This is a genomic window from Streptomyces sp. DH-12, from assembly GCF_002899455.1.
Taxonomy (GTDB): domain Bacteria; phylum Actinomycetota; class Actinomycetes; order Streptomycetales; family Streptomycetaceae; genus Streptomyces.
Genome location: NZ_PPFB01000001.1, coordinates 6,875,446 through 6,892,754, shown reverse-complemented (window position 1 = coordinate 6,892,754; position 17,309 = coordinate 6,875,446). Strand labels below are relative to the sequence as shown.

14 protein-coding genes and 2 pseudogenes are annotated in these 17,309 nt (G+C 75.9%); 7 read left to right on the top strand and 9 right to left on the bottom strand.

Annotated elements, in window-relative coordinates; genetic code table 11:
• Positions 1–200: 200 nt before the first annotated feature.
• A complete protein-coding gene (locus tag C1708_RS30310) occupies positions 201–890 on the bottom strand; it encodes a lytic polysaccharide monooxygenase auxiliary activity family 9 protein (protein ID WP_106415681.1) in 690 nt (229 codons plus the stop codon).
• A 199-nt stretch (positions 891–1,089) separates the two neighbouring features.
• Positions 1,090–1,722, bottom strand: a complete 633-nt coding sequence (locus C1708_RS30305; RefSeq protein ID WP_106415680.1) for a GNAT family N-acetyltransferase — start codon at positions 1,720–1,722, stop codon at positions 1,090–1,092.
• A gap of 107 nt (positions 1,723–1,829) precedes the next feature.
• On the opposite strand from C1708_RS30305, the gene C1708_RS30300 reads away from it, so the two are divergent.
• Complete coding sequence (locus C1708_RS30300) at positions 1,830–2,912, top strand: YihY/virulence factor BrkB family protein (protein ID WP_106416553.1); 1,083 nt, start codon at positions 1,830–1,832, stop codon at positions 2,910–2,912.
• Between the two features lie 22 nt (positions 2,913–2,934).
• Here C1708_RS30300 and C1708_RS30295 read toward each other — a convergent pair whose 3' ends face one another.
• Positions 2,935–3,387 (bottom strand): flavodoxin family protein, encoded by a 453-nt coding sequence (locus C1708_RS30295; RefSeq protein ID WP_106416552.1) that lies wholly within the window; start codon positions 3,385–3,387, stop codon positions 2,935–2,937.
• A gap of 85 nt (positions 3,388–3,472) precedes the next feature.
• Between C1708_RS30295 and C1708_RS30290 the strand changes: the two genes are divergently transcribed.
• Entirely contained in the window at positions 3,473–4,150 is a 678-nt protein-coding gene (locus C1708_RS30290) for a class I SAM-dependent methyltransferase (protein ID WP_106415679.1), read from the top strand.
• A gap of 27 nt (positions 4,151–4,177) precedes the next feature.
• Here the strand turns inward: C1708_RS30290 and C1708_RS30285 are convergent.
• From C1708_RS30285 to C1708_RS30260, 6 genes and pseudogenes are all read right to left on the bottom strand, one after another.
• A pseudogene (locus C1708_RS30285) lies at positions 4,178–4,518 on the bottom strand (ArsR/SmtB family transcription factor); the annotation flags it as partial.
• Positions 4,519–4,547: 29 nt separating this feature from the next.
• Positions 4,548–4,844 (bottom strand): annotated as a pseudogene (locus C1708_RS30280) (SulP family inorganic anion transporter); the annotation flags it as partial.
• Between the two features lie 74 nt (positions 4,845–4,918).
• Positions 4,919–5,509, bottom strand: coding sequence for an Rv1733c family protein (locus tag C1708_RS30275; protein ID WP_106415678.1), 591 nt, complete (start codon positions 5,507–5,509; stop codon positions 4,919–4,921).
• A gap of 167 nt (positions 5,510–5,676) precedes the next feature.
• Positions 5,677–6,750, bottom strand: coding sequence for an alcohol dehydrogenase catalytic domain-containing protein (locus C1708_RS30270; protein WP_106415677.1), 1,074 nt, complete (start codon positions 6,748–6,750; stop codon positions 5,677–5,679).
• A 162-nt stretch (positions 6,751–6,912) separates the two neighbouring features.
• Complete coding sequence (locus tag C1708_RS30265) at positions 6,913–11,238, bottom strand: cation-translocating P-type ATPase (protein ID WP_106415676.1); 4,326 nt, start codon at positions 11,236–11,238, stop codon at positions 6,913–6,915.
• 21 nt (positions 11,239–11,259) lie between these two features.
• Positions 11,260–11,880 carry a hypothetical protein gene (locus C1708_RS30260; protein ID WP_241911360.1) on the bottom strand — a complete coding sequence of 207 codons (621 nt, stop codon included), beginning with the start codon at positions 11,878–11,880 and terminating at the stop codon, positions 11,260–11,262.
• A gap of 239 nt (positions 11,881–12,119) precedes the next feature.
• Between C1708_RS30260 and C1708_RS30255 the strand changes: the two genes are divergently transcribed.
• The 5 genes from C1708_RS30255 (at position 12,120) to C1708_RS30235 (ending at position 17,270) form a co-directional block, all read left to right on the top strand.
• Positions 12,120–12,836: a nucleotidyltransferase family protein gene (locus C1708_RS30255; RefSeq protein ID WP_106415674.1), complete on the top strand. Its 717-nt coding sequence runs from the start codon at positions 12,120–12,122 to the stop codon at positions 12,834–12,836.
• Positions 12,833–13,117 (top strand): BON domain-containing protein, encoded by a 285-nt coding sequence (locus C1708_RS30250; RefSeq protein ID WP_106415673.1) that lies wholly within the window; start codon positions 12,833–12,835, stop codon positions 13,115–13,117. Before C1708_RS30255 ends, C1708_RS30250 begins: the two co-directional genes overlap by 4 nt.
• Entirely contained in the window at positions 13,114–13,875 is a 762-nt protein-coding gene (locus C1708_RS30245) for a metallophosphoesterase family protein (protein WP_106415672.1), read from the top strand. The genes C1708_RS30250 and C1708_RS30245 overlap by 4 nt, the downstream gene beginning before the upstream one ends.
• 201 nt (positions 13,876–14,076) lie before the next feature.
• Positions 14,077–15,744, top strand: coding sequence for an alkaline phosphatase D family protein (locus C1708_RS30240; protein WP_106415671.1), 1,668 nt, complete (start codon positions 14,077–14,079; stop codon positions 15,742–15,744).
• A 155-nt stretch (positions 15,745–15,899) separates the two neighbouring features.
• Complete coding sequence (locus C1708_RS30235; protein WP_106415670.1) at positions 15,900–17,270, top strand: trypsin-like serine protease; 1,371 nt, start codon at positions 15,900–15,902, stop codon at positions 17,268–17,270.
• Positions 17,271–17,309 lie beyond the last annotated feature (39 nt).

The window sequence follows — 17,309 nt, the reverse complement described above, 5'->3', positions numbered from 1 at the left end:
CGCTTCTGTCGCGGGGGGTCGGGCGTTCGATTCCCACGCTCCATACGCGGGCGGACCGCATCGCGTTCAACCGGCTCACGATTTCTTCCCGGAATCCCAGCGGGCACAGGCCACTCGGGACGCGCGGCCCCCGCCGGACGGGACGCGTCCGGCGGGGGCCGCGGGCGTCAGCGCACCCTGTCCTCCCCGCTCGGGTCCGCTCAGGTGATGTTCACGTCGCTGCACAGGAAGTACGTCTGGTCCGAGTGCGAGGCCTGCCAGATCGTGTAGACGACGTGGCGGCCGCTCAGGCCGGACGTGCTCACCGGGATCGCGTAGTGGTTGCCCGGGGCGTAGGAGCCGGTCCGGGTCACCAGTTGGAGGTCGTCCCAGCGCAGCCGCTGGGTGGTGGGGTCGAAGCCCTGCTTGGTGACGTAGACGAGGAAGTAGTCCGCGCCGTGGCTCGCCTGGTCGTACAGATCGACGGTGAAGCTGCTGCCCACGTCGGTGGTCTTCCAGGCGCCCGGCGTGTCGAGGGAGCGGTAGCGGCCGTTCTCGGTGTGGCCGCCGCTGCAGAGCCGGCCGTCGGGGACGACCGCCCGGAAGTTGCCGCCCGACCCGTCACGGTAGAGGCCGTTCCAGTTCCACATGGCGTTGGGGTTGTCCTGCCAGGCCTGCCAGCACATCGGGTCCTGCTGGGCCATCGCCGGGTTCTGGAAGTCGCTGCCCCACCGCTGCCAGCAGCCGTAGTTGCGGGACGCGGGGTCCACCACGGAGCCGTGGGCGTGGGCCGTGCCGCTCCAGGGGACCAGGCACAGCAGTGCGGCGACGACGGCGCTCAGGGCGAGGGCGAGCCGGGGCCGGCTCCTCGGCAGTCCACGCGGAAAAATGTGCTGCGCATGACAATCCATGGTTCTTCCTTCCGTCACGGGGTCGTGGAGTGCGGGCGCGCGCACCCGCCGCGCACGCCCTCTGGGAGCGCTCCCAGAGGGCAATCTGCGCCCGGGCGGCGGAAGGGGCAACCCTTCGTTCTCGCCACTTCCGTCACCCCGTGGCGTGTTCGACGCTTTCGACGGCGAAGGCCCGCGCAGACGTGCGGGAGGGCGCCCCTCAGAGCCGGTCGAGGTCCCGCGTGGAGCGGCCGAGGCAGACGACCGAGCCATCCGTCGGCGCGTCGATCTCCTCGAAGCCCATCCGGTCGTAGAAGGCGCGGGCGGGCTTGTTGGCGGCCGTCATCACGAGGTGCACGGCCGGGACGCCGCGCTCCGCGAGAGCGGTGAGCAGGGTGCGCATCAGGCGCCGCCCGTGGCCCCGGCCCTGCCACTCGGGCAGCAGGTCGATGTGCAGATGGGCGGGCCAGGCGGCCAGCTCCGGCACGACCATGCGCTCGGGGTGGTGCAGCAGCCGGGCGATCTCCTCGTCCGGGGTGGCCGGCGGGCCGGACGGCGCGGGATGGCGCTCGGCCACCAGAGGGAGCCACTCGGTGCGGAACCGCTCGGCGAACCGGGCGGTGTCGGCGGCGCCGACGACATAGCCGACCGCGCGCCCCCGTCCGTCGTCCAGCACGAAGGCCAGCTCCGGCTCCAGGTGGGCGTAGGGGGCGGCGAAGGCGGCGGTGAAGACGGAGGGGTCGGCGTAGTGGGGGCGGCTGTCCCGGCCGTTGTGCGCGGTGCGGACACAGATGTCGTCGAGGGCCTCACGGTCCTCGGGGCGGTACGGACGGACAGCGGGAGACTCGGTCATGGCAGGCATCCTGCCCTTATGGGAGCGCTCCCACAAGGTGTTCCCCGCAGGGCCGCCCCGCCCGCGCGTCCGGGCGTGACATGGCGTCGCGGGGGCACCCGGTCGCCATGAAGCTGCATATCCCGGGCCGGGACCACCGGCCGGCACACCAAGACGCGTCGGACGGGTCCGCGTCCTCGCGGCGGGCCGGACAGCCGGCGCAGGAGCCGGGCCCGAGCGACGCGGTGGAACGGGCGGCGCCGGACACCCCGACGAAGCTGCCCAAGGGCGCCTGGAAGGCGGCGCTGAAGGGCAGTGTGCGCGAGTTCAAGGACGACGAGCTCACCGACCGCGCCGCCGCCCTGACGTACTACGGAGTCCTGGCGCTGTTCCCGGCGCTGCTGGCCCTGGTGTCGCTCCTCGGCCTCACCGGGAGGTCGACGACGGACAAGGTCCTGGAGAACGTCCAGGAGCTCACCGCCCCCGGCGCGGCACGGGACATCATCACCCAGGCGATCCAGCAGTTGCAGGGCAACGCGGGCGTCGGGTCGCTGGTGGCCATCGTCGGTCTGCTGCTGGCCGTCTGGTCGGCGTCGGGCTACGTGGCGGCGTTCATGCGCTCCTCGAACGCGGTCTACGACATGCCCGAGGGCCGCCCGATGTGGAAGGTGCTGCCGGTCCGTGTGGGCGTGACGGTCGCACTGCTGCTGATGGCCACGGTCAGCGCGCTGATCGTGGTCTTCACCGGCGGGATGGCCCGGCAGGCGGGCGATCTGCTCGGGCTGGGCGACACGGCCCTCACGGTGTGGTCGATCGCCAAGTGGCCGGTGCTGGTCCTGCTGGTCACCGTCATGATCGCGCTGCTGTACTGGGCCGCGCCGAACGCCAAGGTGAAGGGGTTCCGGTGGATCACCCCGGGCAGCTTCGTGGCGCTGCTGATCTGGCTGGCCGCGTCCGCCGGGTTCGCCCTCTACGTCGCCAACTTCGGTTCGTACAACAAGACGTACGGCACGATGGCCGGTGTCATCATCTTCCTGATCTGGCTGTGGATCACCAATCTGGCGATCCTGCTGGGACTGGAGTTCGACGCGGAGATCGCCCGGCAGCGGGCCATCGCCGGGGGGCATCCTCCGGAGGAGGAGCCGTACACGCAGCCGCGCGACACCCGCGCCTGGGACGAGCAGGACCGGCAGAGGATGGACGGCGCCTGACCCCGGCGGGACCCGGCGGGCGTCAGTCCGCCAGTCCCGCCGCGAGGGTGGCGCCCAGGTCCCAGCAGCGCTGCAGGGCGGCCTTGTCGGGCTCGCCCGTGACGGTCACGGCCTCGGCGGCGCGACGCCAGCCGAGGCCGGTGGTGACCGACTCGATCCCCCGCACGGCGCCGGTGACGTCGTTGCCGCCGTGCACGTAGTACCCGAAGGAGCGACCGCGGGTGGAGTCCAGACAGGGGTAGTAGACCTGGTCGAAGAAGTGTTTGAGCGCGCCCGACATGTAGCCGAGGTTGGCGGGCGTGCCCAGGAGGCAGCCGTCGGCGTCCAGGACGTCGGCGGCGGTCGCGGACAGCGCGGCGCGCCGCACCACCCGGACGCCCTCGATCTCCGGGGCGGTCGCGCCGGAGACGACGGCTTCGAACATCGCCTGGCAGTTCGGCGAGGGCGTGTGGTGGACGATCAGCAGGGTCGGCACGTCCACGACACTGCCGTGCCGGCCGCCGCGTCCGCAAGCCGGACCCGGCGAGGCGCCGTTGTGACGGCGGGGCACGAGTGGCACGATGCCCGGCATCGGCGACTGGGAAGCGGGGTGTGTCGTGGGCGGCGAGGAACACGGATCACCGGCGGCGGCGTTGTTCGACGCGCTGGGCAGCGACTACGAGAAGGCGTTCGCGTCCTCCTCGGCCCACCGGGCCTCGCTGACCTGGCTGCTCGCACGGCTCTCCCCCGGCAGCACGGTGCTGGACGTGGGCAGCGGCACCGGACGGCCCACGGCCGCCACGCTGGCCGGCGCCGGACACCGGGTGCTGGGCGTCGACGTGTCACCCGTGATGGTGGAGATCGCCTCCCGGCAGGTGCCGGAGGCGGAGTTCCGGTGCGACGACGTCCGGCGGATGCCGCTCCCGGAGGGCTCCTGCGACGCGGTCTGCGTGTACTTCGCGCTGCTGCAGATGACCCGGGCGGAGCAGCGGGAGCTGGTCCACCGGCTGGCGGCCGCGCTCAAGCCGGGCGGCCTGCTGGTGCTGGCCACCGTGCCGCTGGACGTGGAGGAGTTCGACGGGGTGTTCATGGGGCGTCCCGCTCGCGTCACCAGCTTCGCGGCGCAGGACGTCATCGCCCTCGTACGGGAGGCGGGGCTGTCGGTGGAGTGGGAGGAGAGCACGATGTTCACCCCGAGTCACCCGGAGGCCCGCCCGGAGCCGCATCTGTTCCTGCACTGCCGGCGGGGCGACGCCTGACGCCCCGCCGCCCGCGCCGTCACGGCACGGTCCTGGTCCCCCCTGTGCGGCCCGGCGGTCCGCGAGGAGTCCGGCCGGCCGGCGAGGACGCCGGAGAGGATGGTGCGCGCCACCCGCGGCAGCTCCGCCACGTGGGGGCCGGTCAGCGGGTGGTGGACGGCCGAGCCCTCTTTGCGGCCGACGATCAGGTCCGCCCGGCGCAGCACGGCGAGCTGCTGGGAGAGGTGCGCGGGCTCGATGCCCCCGTGCGGGAGCGTCTCCCCCGCCGAGTGCTCGCGTTCGCTGGGCAGTTCCAGCACCCTGATCCGGGCGGGATGGCCCAGCGTCCTGAAGAACTCGGCCTTCAGCTGGTACAGCGGCGTGGTCATCGCGCCGTCCCCTTTCCGGCGCGGCGGCGGGAGAGCTGGAGGCGGGAGCCGCCGAACACGGCCGTGAGGGCGCCGGCGACCACGGCGGCGGCCGGTCCGGCCTCCGCGCCGAGGCCGGAGGACACGCCGAAGCCGAGGGCGAGCGGCAGCGCGACGACCGCGACGGTCAGTCCGGCCGGCAGGTCCCGGCGGGGGTGGCGGCGGGCCTGGGCGAGGCCGGCGCGGGTGGGGAGCAGGGAGGCGACCCGGGACCGGATCCCGGCCGACGGCCGCGGTACGGACACGGCCCCTCTGCTTCGTTCGCGACGGCAGGACGAGGCAAGCATGTAGTGACTTGCGAAGACTTGCGATCCATCAGGTCGCCACGTCGGATCACCGTGCTGTCACGGGCGCGGCGGGATCAGCCGGTCATCCGCTTGCGCCACATCGGTTCGACCTGGCGCCACTCGGTCTCCCACCGGTCCAGGCGCCGCAGCCGCAGCCGGGCCCGGGCGGCCCACCCGGCGAGCAGGACCGCGCCGCCGGCGAGGAGGGAGACCGTGATGCCGGCCATGGCGATCTGGAAGTCCGCCTCGGCGCCCTCGGGCGGCGCGGACACGAGCCGGCCGGACGCGTCGTTGTACACGGTGACCTCGGCGCCCTCCTTGCTGCCGGCGGGCACCTCGGCCCGTCCGGTGTGTCGGGCGCCGTCGGGGGCGGTCCAGCGCACCTCGGCCCACACGCCGCCGTCGCCGTTCTCGGACACGGGGGCCGCGTCGCGCGCGTCCTCGACCAGCACGGCCGGGACCGGGCGGGTGCGCTCCCGGCGGTCGTCGAGCGACGCGTCCACCGCGCCCGCCGTCGCCAGCCCGGCGAACCCCGAGAGGACCAGGGTGAGGACGGCCGTCGCGATCAGCAGCCAGGCCTCGGCGACGTCGCTGCGGCGGCACAGCGGGTTACGCCGCCAGCGCCACCAGGGCACCGTGGGCCTCGCACCACGCGTCCTCGCCATGGGAGGTCACCTCCTCGCACGGGTGCCGACCGCGCCCCCCTCCAGGGTCGCGCGTCGTCCCCCGGCCCGCACGGGCGGAACGTGTCTTTCCGCGGACCTGCGCGACGGAGCGGCGGGACGGCCGGGCCCCGCCGCCGTGCCGGATCCCGCCGTGCGGTGCCATGCCGTCAGACGGTCGGGGGCACGGCCACCACCTCGTGCTGCGGGACGCCGAGGACGACCTTGAGCGCCCCCGTGCCGGCCGCGTCGGCGAAGACGTCGTACGCCTCCTGCATCTGGTCGAGGGGGAAGGTGTGGGAGACCAGGCGGCGGGTGGGCAGCCGGCCGGCCGCGGCCATCCGCAGCAGCGTGGGCGTGGAGTGCGTGTCGACGAGGCCGGTGGTGATGGTGACGTTCTTGATCCAGAGGTCCTCGAGGTGCAGGGTGGCGGGCGCGCCGTGCATGCCGACGTTGGCGACGTGCCCGCCGGGGCGCACCACCCGGGTGCACAGTTCGAAGGTCTCCGGGGCGCCCACCGCCTCGATCACCACGTCCGCGCCGAGTTCCCCGGTGAGGTCCTCGACGAGCTGTTCCGGGCCCTCGCTCGCGTCGGCCACCGCGTCGGCGCCGAACTCCTTCGCCGCCTGGAGCCGGGCCGCCGCCAGGTCCACGGCGACCACCCGTTCCGGCCCGAACAGCCGGGCGGTGGCGATGGCGGCCAGCCCGACCGGTCCCGCGCCGACCACGACGACGGTGTCCCCGGGCCGCACCCGCCCGTTGAGGACGCCCACTTCGTAGGCGGTGGGGAAGATGTCCGCCAGCAGCACCGCGTCCTCGCCGGCGAGGGCGCCGGGCAGCGGGTACACCGACAGGTCGGCGAACGGCACCCGTACGTACTCGGCCTGGGTGCCGTCGACGAGGTGCCCGAGGATCCAGCCCCCGCCGCCCCGGCACTGCCCGTACATGCCCTCGCGGCAGAAGCGGCAGCGCCCGCACGCGGTCACGCAGGAGACGAGCACCCGGTCGCCGGGCCGTACGGTGCGGACGTCGGCGCCCGTCTCGACGACCTCGCCGACCGCCTCGTGACCGAGGACGGTCCCCGGGCGCACCTCGGGCACGTCGCCCTTGAGGATGTGCAGGTCCGTCCCGCAGACGGTGACGGCGTCGACGCGGACGATGACGTCGCCGGGCTCCCGGATCTCCGGATCGGGAACCTCCTCCCAGGCGGACTGTCCGGGGCCGTGGAAGACGTAACCCTTCATGCCGATCCTCGCCCTTCTCGCTGAGCGGCGGGCCTCGGCGCCGGGCGCACGCGCCCGCCTGCGGCGGCGGAGCCGGGGTGTCCGGAACCACCCTGCCCTTCCAGTGTGTGCGCCGTCCGCCGGTTGTGCCGACACGGGCGGACAGGGGCCGTGCCCGCGGGCTCAGGCGACCGGGCGGGCGATGCCGCTGTGCAGCAGGTGGCGGGTCCGCCGCGCGAAGTCGCCGAGGCGCAGGGCGAGGCGGGTGGCGAGGTCGTACAGGCGGCGTACCGCGGCGAGGCGTTCCAGGCGCGGGGCGAGGGCGGACAGGGTGATGGCGAGGGCGACGCCGGTCCAGGCGACCGGGCCCAGCGGGACGCAGCCGAAGAAGTGGCTGACGCCGGGCGTCTGCACCAGGGCGGCGAGCACGGCGGCGGAGCCCAGCGCCGTCACCCACACGAGCGTGCTGTGGCGGCGCCCGGAAAGGGTCTGCACCAGCTGCGCGCCGACCACCCCGCACAGGGCCATGGTGGTGGAGCGGCGCTCGGTGCCGGGGGTGAGCCGGCCGATCAGGTACGCCGTGACCGCGCCCAGGCAGGTCGTGACGCCGCGCCGCCGGATGGAGCGCAGCAGCGGCGCGCCGAGCACGTCGAGGCTCATCGGGCCGGTGGCGGCGTGCGCCGCCGTCGACGGGTCGGCGCTCGGCGTCACCGCCACCGCCATGGCGGGGAACATGTCGGTGAGCAGGTTGACCAGGAGCAGCTGGCGGGTCGACAGCGGCGAGGAGCCGGCGAGCAGGGTGCCGAGCACGCTGAAGCCGACCTCGCCGGCGTTGCCGCCGATGAGGATGCTCACCGCGTCGGCCACGCTGCGCCACAGCGCCCGGCCCTCGGCGAAGGCGTCCACCAGGACGGACAGGTCGCCGCCGGTGAGCACGATGTCGGCGGCGTTGCGGGCGGCCGCGGAGCCGCGGGTCTCGATGCCGACGCCCACGTCGGCGGCGCGGATGGCGGCGGCGTCGTTGGCGCCGTCGCCGGCCATCGCCACCACCCGGCCGGCCTGCTGCAGGGCCTCCACGACGTGCAGCTTCTGCTCGGGCGCGACGCGGGCGACGACCCCGGCGCCGTGCAGGGCGCGGACCCTCTCGGCGCGGCCCATGGCGACCAGGTCGTCCCCGGTGACCACCTGCGTCTCCTCGGGCCAGCCCAGTTGCAGCGCGATGGCGCGGGCGGTCTCCGGGTGGTCGCCGGTGAGCATGACGGGCAGGATGCCGGACTCCCGCAGCGCGGCGAGGAGTTCGCGCGAGGTGTCGCGCGGTACGTCCGCCAGGGCGACGAACCCGACGAGCTCCAGGCCGGAGAGGCCGGCCTGCAGCTCCGCCTCCGGATCGGAGCCCTCGCACGGGCGCCGGGCGACGGCCAGGACGCGCAGTCCCCGCCCGGCGAGGGTGTGGGCGGCGCCGGCCGCCTCGTCGGGCAGGTCCGCGCAGGCGGGCAGCACGGTCTCGGGGGCGCCCTTGACGACGAGGTACGCGCCGTCCTCGCCGTCCCGGCCGACGGCCGCCGCGTAGCCGCGGCTGGCCTCGAAGGCCAGCTCGCCGTCCGCCGTCCAGTCCTCGTCCGGCGGTGCGGCGTCCAGCACGGCCTCGTCGGTGGCGTGCGCGACCTTGCGTCCCTCGGCGGTCTCCTCCTGCGGACAGGCCCGCGCGGCCAGCCGCACGACCGGTACGGCCCGCTCGTCGTCCGGGGCCGGCAGGGCGCCGTCGGCGGTGGCCACCCGCACCAGGCGGAGGCGGTTCTCGGTGAGGGTGCCGGTCTTGTCGAAGCACACGGTGTCGACCCGGCCGAGGGCCTCCAGGGTGCGCGGGGTGCGCACCAGCACGCCCCGGCGGGAGAGGCGGCGGGCGGCGGCCATCTGGGCGACGGTCGCGACCAGCGGCAGCCCCTCGGGCACGGCGGCCACGGCCACCGCGACTCCCCCGCTGACGGCACGCCGCAGCGGGCTGCCGCGCAGCAGGGACAAGCCGGTCACCAGCGCGCCGCCGGTGAGGGTGACGGGCAGGGCCTTGCGGGTCAGCTCCTGCAGCCGGGCCTGCACGCCGGCGGGGGGCGGGGTGCGGGAGGCGAGGGCGACGGCGCGGCCCGCCTCGGTGCGGTCGCCGGTGTCCACCACCAGCGCCTCGGCCCGGCCGGCCACCACGGTGGTGCCCTCGAAGACCATGCAGGTGCGCTGCGCCACGGGCGCGCCCGGCGTCGGGGCGACGTTCTTGGCCACGGGCAGCGACTCGCCGGTGAGCGACGACTCGTCGACCTCCAGCCCGTCGGCGCTCAGCAGCCGGGCGTCCGCCGGCACGACGTCGCCGGCCGCGAGGTCGATCCGGTCGCCCGGCCGCAGCCGCGCGGCGTCGACGGTGACCGTGCGCTGGCGGGTGACGCGGCGGCGCGCGCGGGGCTGCTGACGGGCGGCCAGCCGGGCGAGGGCGCGTTCGGCGCGCAGCCGCTGCAGGCCCCCCGCGACCGCGTTGAGGTCCATGGCGCCGACCACGAGCAGCGCGTCCACCAGGGAGCCGAGCAGCGCCGACGCCACCGCTCCGGTGGCCAGGACGGGGGTGAGCGGGTCGTCCAGCTCGCGGCGGATCGCACCGGCCGCCTCCCATGTCCAGCGGGCGGGCGCGGCGGCGCCGGTCCCGGCCAGGCGCGCGGTCCGCTGCCTCACGCGGGCGCCGAGCAGGGCGAGTCCGACGGGTTCGGCCTCGGTGCGGGTGTCCCGCAGGAGGCTGTGCGCCTCGTCCGGTTCCAGGGCGTGCCAGGGCACGTGCAGCCGCAGCTCGGGCGGGGTGGCGCGGGCCACGCGGACGGCCGCGGTCCAGCCGGTGAGCAGGGCGCCGGCGGCGGCCACGTTCACCGGGGCGTGGCGGGTGAGCCGCTGCCACACGCGGCCGCCGGGGGTGCCGCCGCGGGCCACCAGCAGCCCGGAGAGGGCGGCGCCCGCGCGGGCCAGGGTCTGCGAGCGGCGGCCGACCCGGCGGGCCGCCGGGATGGCGGTGAGCAGCCGCCAGACGTCCGCGAGTCCGCCGGGGGCGAGGGCGTCGGCGCCCCACGGGACCGCCGAACGGCCGTCGGTGAGGGCGATCGCCACGTCGCCGGCGGGCAGCCCGTCCGCGACGTCCCGGTCCCCGCCGTCGGGCACGCGGGCCACGCTGACGACGATGTGCCCGTCCTGCTGGAGGGCGCGGACGATGTCGCCGAACGGCAGGCCGGCGGGGGCCACCTCGTCGGCGAGGCGGGTGATGTCCTTCAGCTCGGAGCCGCCGGTGACGACGACGTGCAGCCCGGCCCGGCGCGCCGCGTCGAGCACCGCCTCCGCCTGCGGGTGCACGGGGTCGTGGTACGGCGCGGGCTCCTCGTCCTCGGCCGGGGGGAGGCCGCGGAGCGCGTCGGCGTGCAGGACCAGCGAGTCGGCGATCTCCAGCTGGCGCAGCCGGTCCCTGCCGCGCACCAGTACGCCGGTGCGGGCGAGCTGGGTGCCGAGCACGGAGTTGAAGGCGGCGGGGCCGTAGCGCGCGGCCTTGGGCGATCCGGCGAGCACGGCCTCGGCGGCCTCACCGGTGTCGTGGGTGACGAGGAGGGTGGCGGCGGCCCCGGCCACGCTGCCGGTGCCCGCGCCCGCCGCGTACGCCTGCGCCGGGGTCACGCGCAGGGGCGGGCGGACGCCCTGCGGGGGCGGGACGCTGGTGCGCCGCTCACGGCACACGTCGTCGTGGAGCGCCTCGAAGGCCGCCGCGCGGGCGGTCGCCTCGGTGAGCTGTCCGGTGCGCAGCAGCGCGTCGAGCAGCAGCGACACCGGGGACTGGGCGGCGCCGTGCGCGGCGGCGTTGGCGGCGGCGAGCAGCAGTTCCATGCCGCTGCCGCCGAACCGCTCGCGCAGCCGGGCGCGGAAGCGGGGGTTCTCGCGCAGCAGGGTCACCAGGGCGGTGACGGCCTTGGGGCTGCGAGGCAGGCGCAGCGACCGGCCGGCGAGGGCGCCGGCCGCACCGGCGGCGTCCAGCAGCAGCGCGGCGGCGGCGACCCGGACCTCGCGCGGGTCGCCGGGGTGCGCGGTGCCGTCGTCCGCCTCGGGGGCGGTGTCCTCGGCGAGCCCGAGGCGCGCGGCGGCCGCGACGGCCCGCTCGGTCACGCGGTCGCCGGCCGCGTCGTCCACGGCGGTCACCACGAGCCGGGCCAGCCCCTCGTCCCAGTACGCGGCGACGACGTCGGGGTGGTCGAGCAGCTCGGCGGCGACCCGGCGGGCGAGGGGGCCGACGGCGGCGTCGGGGTGGCGCAGCGCCAGGTGCACGCGGTGGCCGGCCCGCCAGTGGCGGTCGCCGCCGAGGGCGTTGCGGGCGACGTGCGTCACGCGGCGCGTGGTGACCTGGACGGAGGCCACGCCGTGGGCCGTCCCGCGGACCGCCCCGGCGGCGGCCCCGGCCACGGCTCCGGCGAACGGGGCGACATCGAACAGTGCGAGCATTCCGGATCCCCTGCCCGTGCCTCAGCCGGAACGCCGGCCGTGTCCCGGCCGCCCGGGAGCGTCGTCGTGCCCGGTCGCCGCGGCCACCTTCCGCAACGCGGACGCGGTCCCTTCGTCCCCCACCTTGGCGGGCTGCACGTGCGGTGCCGGTTCACCGCCGGGGCGGTGCCTGGTGGGGGTGAGACGGTCGCCGGGGCCGGCGGGGGGACGGTGGTCACCGGAGGCGCCGGCGGGGGTGCGGCGGGCCGCGTCGGCTTCCGCGCCCGCCGCGGCGGGGGCCCCGCCCTCGCGCGTCGCGGCGGCCCACGCCTCCTCGCCGTCACCCTCACCGCCGCCGTCGCCGGCAGGCGCCTCCGGCGTGTCCTCGGCGGCGGCCTCCCGCTCGTCGCGGGGCCGGGTCAGCCAGGCGACCGCCGCTCCGGTCACGGCGACGGGCCACTCCACCAGGCCGGCGACGCCGAGGACGCCCGCACCGGTGTAGACGGCGATGCGGCGGCCGCGGGGGGACACCGCGCCGAGGGTGTCGAGTGCGGTGCCGGCCGCCTTGCCGACCTGTCCGGCGCCCGGCAGCCGCCGCAGGTGCGAGGCGACGGCCCGCAAGGGCTGCGGAAGCTCCGACGCACGCGACGTGTCCTGCTCCATGTCGACCTCCACCACCGGACACCCGGGCCCGTTTCGACGGTTCTCGACCCATCGTCGGTCCGGATCGGCCGGCGCGCCGCCCGGGTACGCCCGAAGCGGTCCCCCCGCTGCCGGCGCGGGCCTGCGCCCCGTGTCGGAACGGGCGCTCCGGGTACCAGGAACAGGCACACACGGCGTGCGCCCGCGACGGGCACGGAGACAGCGGCCGTCCACACGGTCCGGCCGCGAAAGGAGTGGTCATGACGGAGAACGGCGAGGACGTCGTCGGGACACGGCGCCCGGGGACACCGGATCTCCGCCTGGCCTCCGACGTCCCCGAAGAGGCGCCGCCGCTCGACCCGCGGGCCGAGCCGCCGCTCGCAGGCGCCGACGACTCCGGCCTCCCCCGCGACCGCAACCAGGCCATCCTGGAGGCGGCCAAGCAGGTCGGCGCGGTGCTGAAGCGGGGCGGGCACCTCTTCGCGCTGGCGGGCAGCGTCGCCGTGCACGCCCACGGCGGCAGCGGCAACCTCCAGCACGACGTGGACTTTTGCGTCCGCCCGGAGGACGCGGGCCCGGTCGCGGCCACGCTGCGGGACGCCGGGCTGACCGTCTACAGCCCGCCCGAGGACTGGCTGATCAAGGCGACCTGCTTCGGGCAGGACGTCGACGTCATCTTCGAGCTGGCGCACCGCCCGGTCTCCGAGGAGATGCTGCGCCGCGCGCAGGAACTGCCCGTCGACTCGGTCCGGATGCCGGTCCTCGCGCCGACCGACCTGCTCACCGGCCTGATCGCCGCGTTCTCCGAGCACCACTGCGACTTCGGCGCCGTCCTGCCCATCGCCCGCGCCCTGCGCGAGAAGGTCGACTGGGAGCAGGTGCGGCGCGACTGCGGCGACGCGCCCATGCCCGCCGCCTTCTTCTTCCTGCTGGAACGCATGAACGTCATCCGACCCGCCCGTGGAGGGAACCCATGAACATCCACGACGCCGGTCCGGCGGGCGGTATCCCGCCCGCGGGCCCCGAGTACCGCGTCGCCCATCTCCAGGACCGTCTCGCCTCCGGCGAGCTGGGCGAGCTCGGCGTGCGGGTCCAGGTCCGCGGCGGGGCCGTCCTGGTCACCGGGACCGTGCCCTCGGCCCGCTGCCGGGACGACGTCCTGGACGTCGTGCGCGAGGAGCTCGGCGGGCTCGACGTGCACTGCGACATCGTCGTGAACGAACCCTCGTCCCCCGACCACGCGGAGGAGCTGTCATGATCCGGGTCGCCGCCGTCGGGGACATCCACATGGGGCCCGACACCCGGGGCGTGCTGCGTCCCGCCTTCGACACCCTGCCCGACTGCGCCGACCTGCTGCTGCTGGCCGGCGACCTCACCCGGCACGGCACGACGGACGAGGCCCGGGTGGTCGCCGACGAGATCCGCGGCCTCGGGGTGCCGGTGGTCGCGGTGCTGGGCAACCACGACCATCACGACGACCGGCAGGACGAGGTGTCCGGCCTGCTGCGGGACGCGGGCGCGCACGTCCTGGAGGGCGAGGCGGCGGTCCTGCGGATCGGGGACGCCCGGGTCGGGGTGGCCGGCACCAAGGGTTTCGGCGGCGGATTCGTCGGGGCGAGCGCCGGGGAGTTCGGCGAGCCGGTGATGAAGGAGTTCGTCCGGGTCTCCCGCCGCTGCGCCGACGGGCTGCGGACCGCGCTGGAGCGGCTGGCGCAGGAGGACTGCGACGTGCGGATCGCCCTCACCCACTACTCCCCCGTGCCGGAGACGCTGGCCGGTGAGCCGCCGGAGATCTACCCGTTCCTGGGCAGCTATCTGCTGGCGGAGGCGATCGACACCGTCGGGGCCGACCTCGCCGTGCACGGGCACGCGCACGCCGGCAGTGAGCACGGCATGACCACCGGCGGCGTCAAGGTGCGCAACGTCGCCCAGCCGGTCATCGGCCGGGCCTTCCACGTCTACCACCTGCCGCTGCGCGAGCGGGTCGGCGCCGACGCGCGGGCGTCGGCGGGCTGATCCGCCCCTCGGTCCTTCGAGCGCCGCCGGCCCTGCCGGCGGCGCTCTCCCGTGTGCCGTCCCCCGTACCGCCTGTGGTGTGAACGCCCCGCACGGCATGCCTGTGACGAGCATGTCGTCTGCTTAGCATGCAGCTCCGTGTCCGCGGCCCCGCCGGCCCGCGGCCGCCGTCCACCCCGCATCCGTACGAGAGGACACCCGATGGCGCTGCCGGGCCGTACCGGACGACCTGCCCCCGCGCTCGCCCGCACCCCGCACGACGCCGAACTGCGCACCGCCGCCCGCCAGGTGTCACGCCGTCGCTTCCTGACCGCCACCGCCGCGGCCGCCGCCCTGGCCTTCTCCACCGGCCTCCCCGCGCGCGGCGCGTTCGCCGCGCCCCGCCTCGACGCGGCCCGCGTCACCGAGGACCCGTTCACCCTCGGAGTCGCCTCCGGTGACCCGCTGCCGGACTCGGTGCTCATCTGGACCCGGCTGGCCCCGGCGCCCTTCACCCCGGACGGCGGGCTGGGGCAGCGGCAGGTCGAGGTGGCCTGGGAGGTCGCGCTCGACGCGTCCTTCGTGCTGGTCGTGCGCAGCGGCACCGTCCTGGCCCACCCGGAGTACGCGCACAGCGTCCGCGTGGACGTGCGGGGCCTGGACCCGGCGACCTCCTACCACTACCGCTTCCGCACCGGCTCCTGGATCAGCCCGGCGGGCCGCACCCGGACCGCCCCCGCCGCCGGCGAGGACGTCTCGCGGCTGCGGCTGGCCGCGGTGGCCTGCCAGGCGTACCACGACGGCTACTACACGGCGCACCGGCACCTGGCGCAGGAGGACGTCGACGTGGTGTTCCACCTCGGCGACTACCTCTACGAGTACGCCGTCGACTCCGCGGGCGGCGCCCGGGGTTACACGGACCAGGTGCTGCCGGCGGTGTTCGCCCGGGAGACGACGACCCTCGCGGACTACCGGATGCGGTACGCGCTCTACAAGAGCGACCCGGATCTGCGGGCGGCGCACGCCGCGCACCCGTTCGTCGTCACCTGGGACGACCACGAGACGGAGAACAACTACGCGGCGGACATCGACGAGAACGGCAGCGACCCGGCGCTGTTCCTGGTCCGGCGGGCCGCCGCCTACCGCGCCTACTGGGAGAACCAGCCGCTGCGCGCGGACCAGCTCCCCGACGGGCCCGACGCCCGGCTCTTCCGCCGGCTGCACTGGGGCACGCTCGCCCAGTTCGACGTCCTCGACACCCGTCAGTACCGCTCCGACCAGGCGTACGGCGACGTCCCGCACGTGCCGGGACCCGAGTCGGACGACCCGGCGCGCACCCTCACCGGGGACGCCCAGGAGCGCTGGCTGCTCGACGGGTGGGCGTCCTCCGGCGCGCTGTGGAACGTGATGCCCCAGCAGGTGTGCTTCTCCCAGCGCAGGCTGGACCTCAACGCCCGGGCCAAGCTGTCCATGGACGCCTGGGACGGCTACCGCGCGAACCGCGGCCGGCTCGTCGCCGGGGCGAAGGCGGCCGGCGTCGACAACTGGCTGGTGCTCACCGGCGACGTCCACGTGGCGTACGCCTTCGACATCAAGGACGACTTCGACGACCCCGCCTCCGCCACCGTGGGCACGGAACTCACCTGCACCTCCGTGGCCAGCGGCCGCGACGGCGTGGAGCGCCCGGCCAACTGGGAGACCTACCTGCGGGCCAACCCGCACCTGCGCTTCTACGACGGCCGGCGCGGCTACCTCCGGGTGGAGCTGAACCGGGAGAACGCCCGCGCCGACTTCCGGACCGTGCCCGTCGTGACGAGGCCCGGCGCGGCCGTCTCCACCGCCGCCTCCTTCGTCACGGAGGCCGGCGCGCCCGGTCTGACGCCCGTGTGACGTCACCCGTCCGCCCCGCCCGCCTACTGCACACGGGGCCCGGCCCCGTCCCGTACGTGCGAATTCCGGCGTGTCCTGACATTCCGTCGGGCGTGCCGGGCAAGGACTCAGTCTCCGCGACGGCATCGCCGCCCGAACGAACGGAGACGTACCGAATGGTCCTCAGACACGTCCGAGCCGCGCGCCGCCCGGCGCTCGTGGCGCTCGGCGCCCTCGTCCTCGCCGGACTCCCCCACGCCTCGGCGGCGGACGCCTCCCCCACGACGGGCCCCGCGCCCGGGGCGGCCCAGACCCTCGGCGCCGACCGGCCCTCCCCGCACCTGCTCAGCGCCCTCCAGCGCGATCTGGACCTGGACGCGGAGCAGGCGGCCACGCGTCTGGTCCACGAGGCCGAGGCGGGCACCCGCGCCGGCCGGCTGCGCAACTCCCTGGGCGAGCGGTACGCGGGCGCCTGGCTGCGCGGCGCGACCGCCGACGAGCTGACGGTGGCGACCACCGACGCCAGGGACGTGCCGGCGATCGAGGCCGAGGGCGCCACCGCCCAGGTGGTCGAGCGGTCCCTGGCCGCACTGCGGGCGGCGAAGGAGAAGCTGGACGCGGCGGCCGGCCGCGTCTCCACGCTCGACACACCCGTCTGGTACGTCGACGTGGTGAGGAACCGGGTCGTGGTGCAGGCCGTCGACCAGGCGGCGGGCGCCGCCTTCGTGGAGGCCGCGGGGGTGGAGGGCGAGGACGTCGGCATCCGCCTGACGGCCGAACGGCCCCGGCTGCTCCAGGACATCACCGGCGGCGACGCGTACTACATCAACGACTCGGCCCGCTGCTCCGTCGGCTTCTCCGTCACCGAGGGCGGCCGGGGCGGCTTCGTGACGGCCGGCCACTGCGGCCGGGCGGGCGCGACCACCACCGGCTACGACCGCACCCCGCAGGGCGCCTTCCAGGCGTCGGTGTTCCCCGGCCGGGACATGGCGTGGGTGGCCGCCCGGAGCCAGTGGACGCCGACGCCCGACGTGAAGGCGCAGGACGGCCAGGAGGTGCGGGTCACCGGCTCGGCGCAGGCGCTCGTCGGGGCGTCGGTGTGCCGGTCCGGTTCCACCACCGGCTGGCACTGCGGCGTGATCGAGCAGCACGACACGAGCGTGCGCTACCCGGAGGGCCGGGTCGACGGGCTGACCCGGACGACGGTGTGCGCCGAACCGGGCGACTCCGGCGGTCCGTACGTCGCGGGCGCGCAGGCACAGGGGGTCACCTCCGGCGGCTCGGGCGACTGCGCCGGCGGCGGCACGACGTTCTACCAGCCGGTCAACCCGATCCTCTCCGAGTACGGGCTGACCCTGACCACGGCGGCCGCGGCGGCCGCGTCCGGGCAGCAGGAGACCGGCGCCCGGGCGTGGACCGCGGGCCGGGTCTACGAGGCGGGCGCCACCGTCACCCGTGACGGGGTGACGTACCAGTGCCTGCAGTCCCACCAGGCGCAGGACGCGTGGGCGCCCGCCGGGACCCCGGCGCTCTGGCAGCGGGTCTGACGCGTCGCACGGCACGCCGGCGCCGGCGTGCCGTGCGGG

Coding starts and splice junctions, on each gene's coding strand:
- C1708_RS30310 (WP_106415681.1), bottom strand. CDS start 890: ATGGATTGTCATGCGCAGCACATTTTTCCGCGTGGACTGCCGAGGAGC.
- C1708_RS30305 (WP_106415680.1), bottom strand. CDS start 1,722: ATGACCGAGTCTCCCGCTGTCCGTCCGTACCGCCCCGAGGACCGTGAG.
- C1708_RS30300 (WP_106416553.1), top strand. CDS start 1,830: ATGAAGCTGCATATCCCGGGCCGGGACCACCGGCCGGCACACCAAGAC.
- C1708_RS30290 (WP_106415679.1), top strand. CDS start 3,473: ATGCCCGGCATCGGCGACTGGGAAGCGGGGTGTGTCGTGGGCGGCGAG.
- C1708_RS30275 (WP_106415678.1), bottom strand. CDS start 5,509: ATGGCGAGGACGCGTGGTGCGAGGCCCACGGTGCCCTGGTGGCGCTGG.
- C1708_RS30270 (WP_106415677.1), bottom strand. CDS start 6,750: ATGAAGGGTTACGTCTTCCACGGCCCCGGACAGTCCGCCTGGGAGGAG.
- C1708_RS30265 (WP_106415676.1), bottom strand. CDS start 11,238: ATGCTCGCACTGTTCGATGTCGCCCCGTTCGCCGGAGCCGTGGCCGGG.
- C1708_RS30260 (WP_241911360.1), bottom strand. CDS start 11,880: ATGGAGCAGGACACGTCGCGTGCGTCGGAGCTTCCGCAGCCCTTGCGG.
- C1708_RS30255 (WP_106415674.1), top strand. CDS start 12,120: ATGACGGAGAACGGCGAGGACGTCGTCGGGACACGGCGCCCGGGGACA.
- C1708_RS30250 (WP_106415673.1), top strand. CDS start 12,833: ATGAACATCCACGACGCCGGTCCGGCGGGCGGTATCCCGCCCGCGGGC.
- C1708_RS30245 (WP_106415672.1), top strand. CDS start 13,114: ATGATCCGGGTCGCCGCCGTCGGGGACATCCACATGGGGCCCGACACC.
- C1708_RS30240 (WP_106415671.1), top strand. CDS start 14,077: ATGGCGCTGCCGGGCCGTACCGGACGACCTGCCCCCGCGCTCGCCCGC.
- C1708_RS30235 (WP_106415670.1), top strand. CDS start 15,900: ATGGTCCTCAGACACGTCCGAGCCGCGCGCCGCCCGGCGCTCGTGGCG.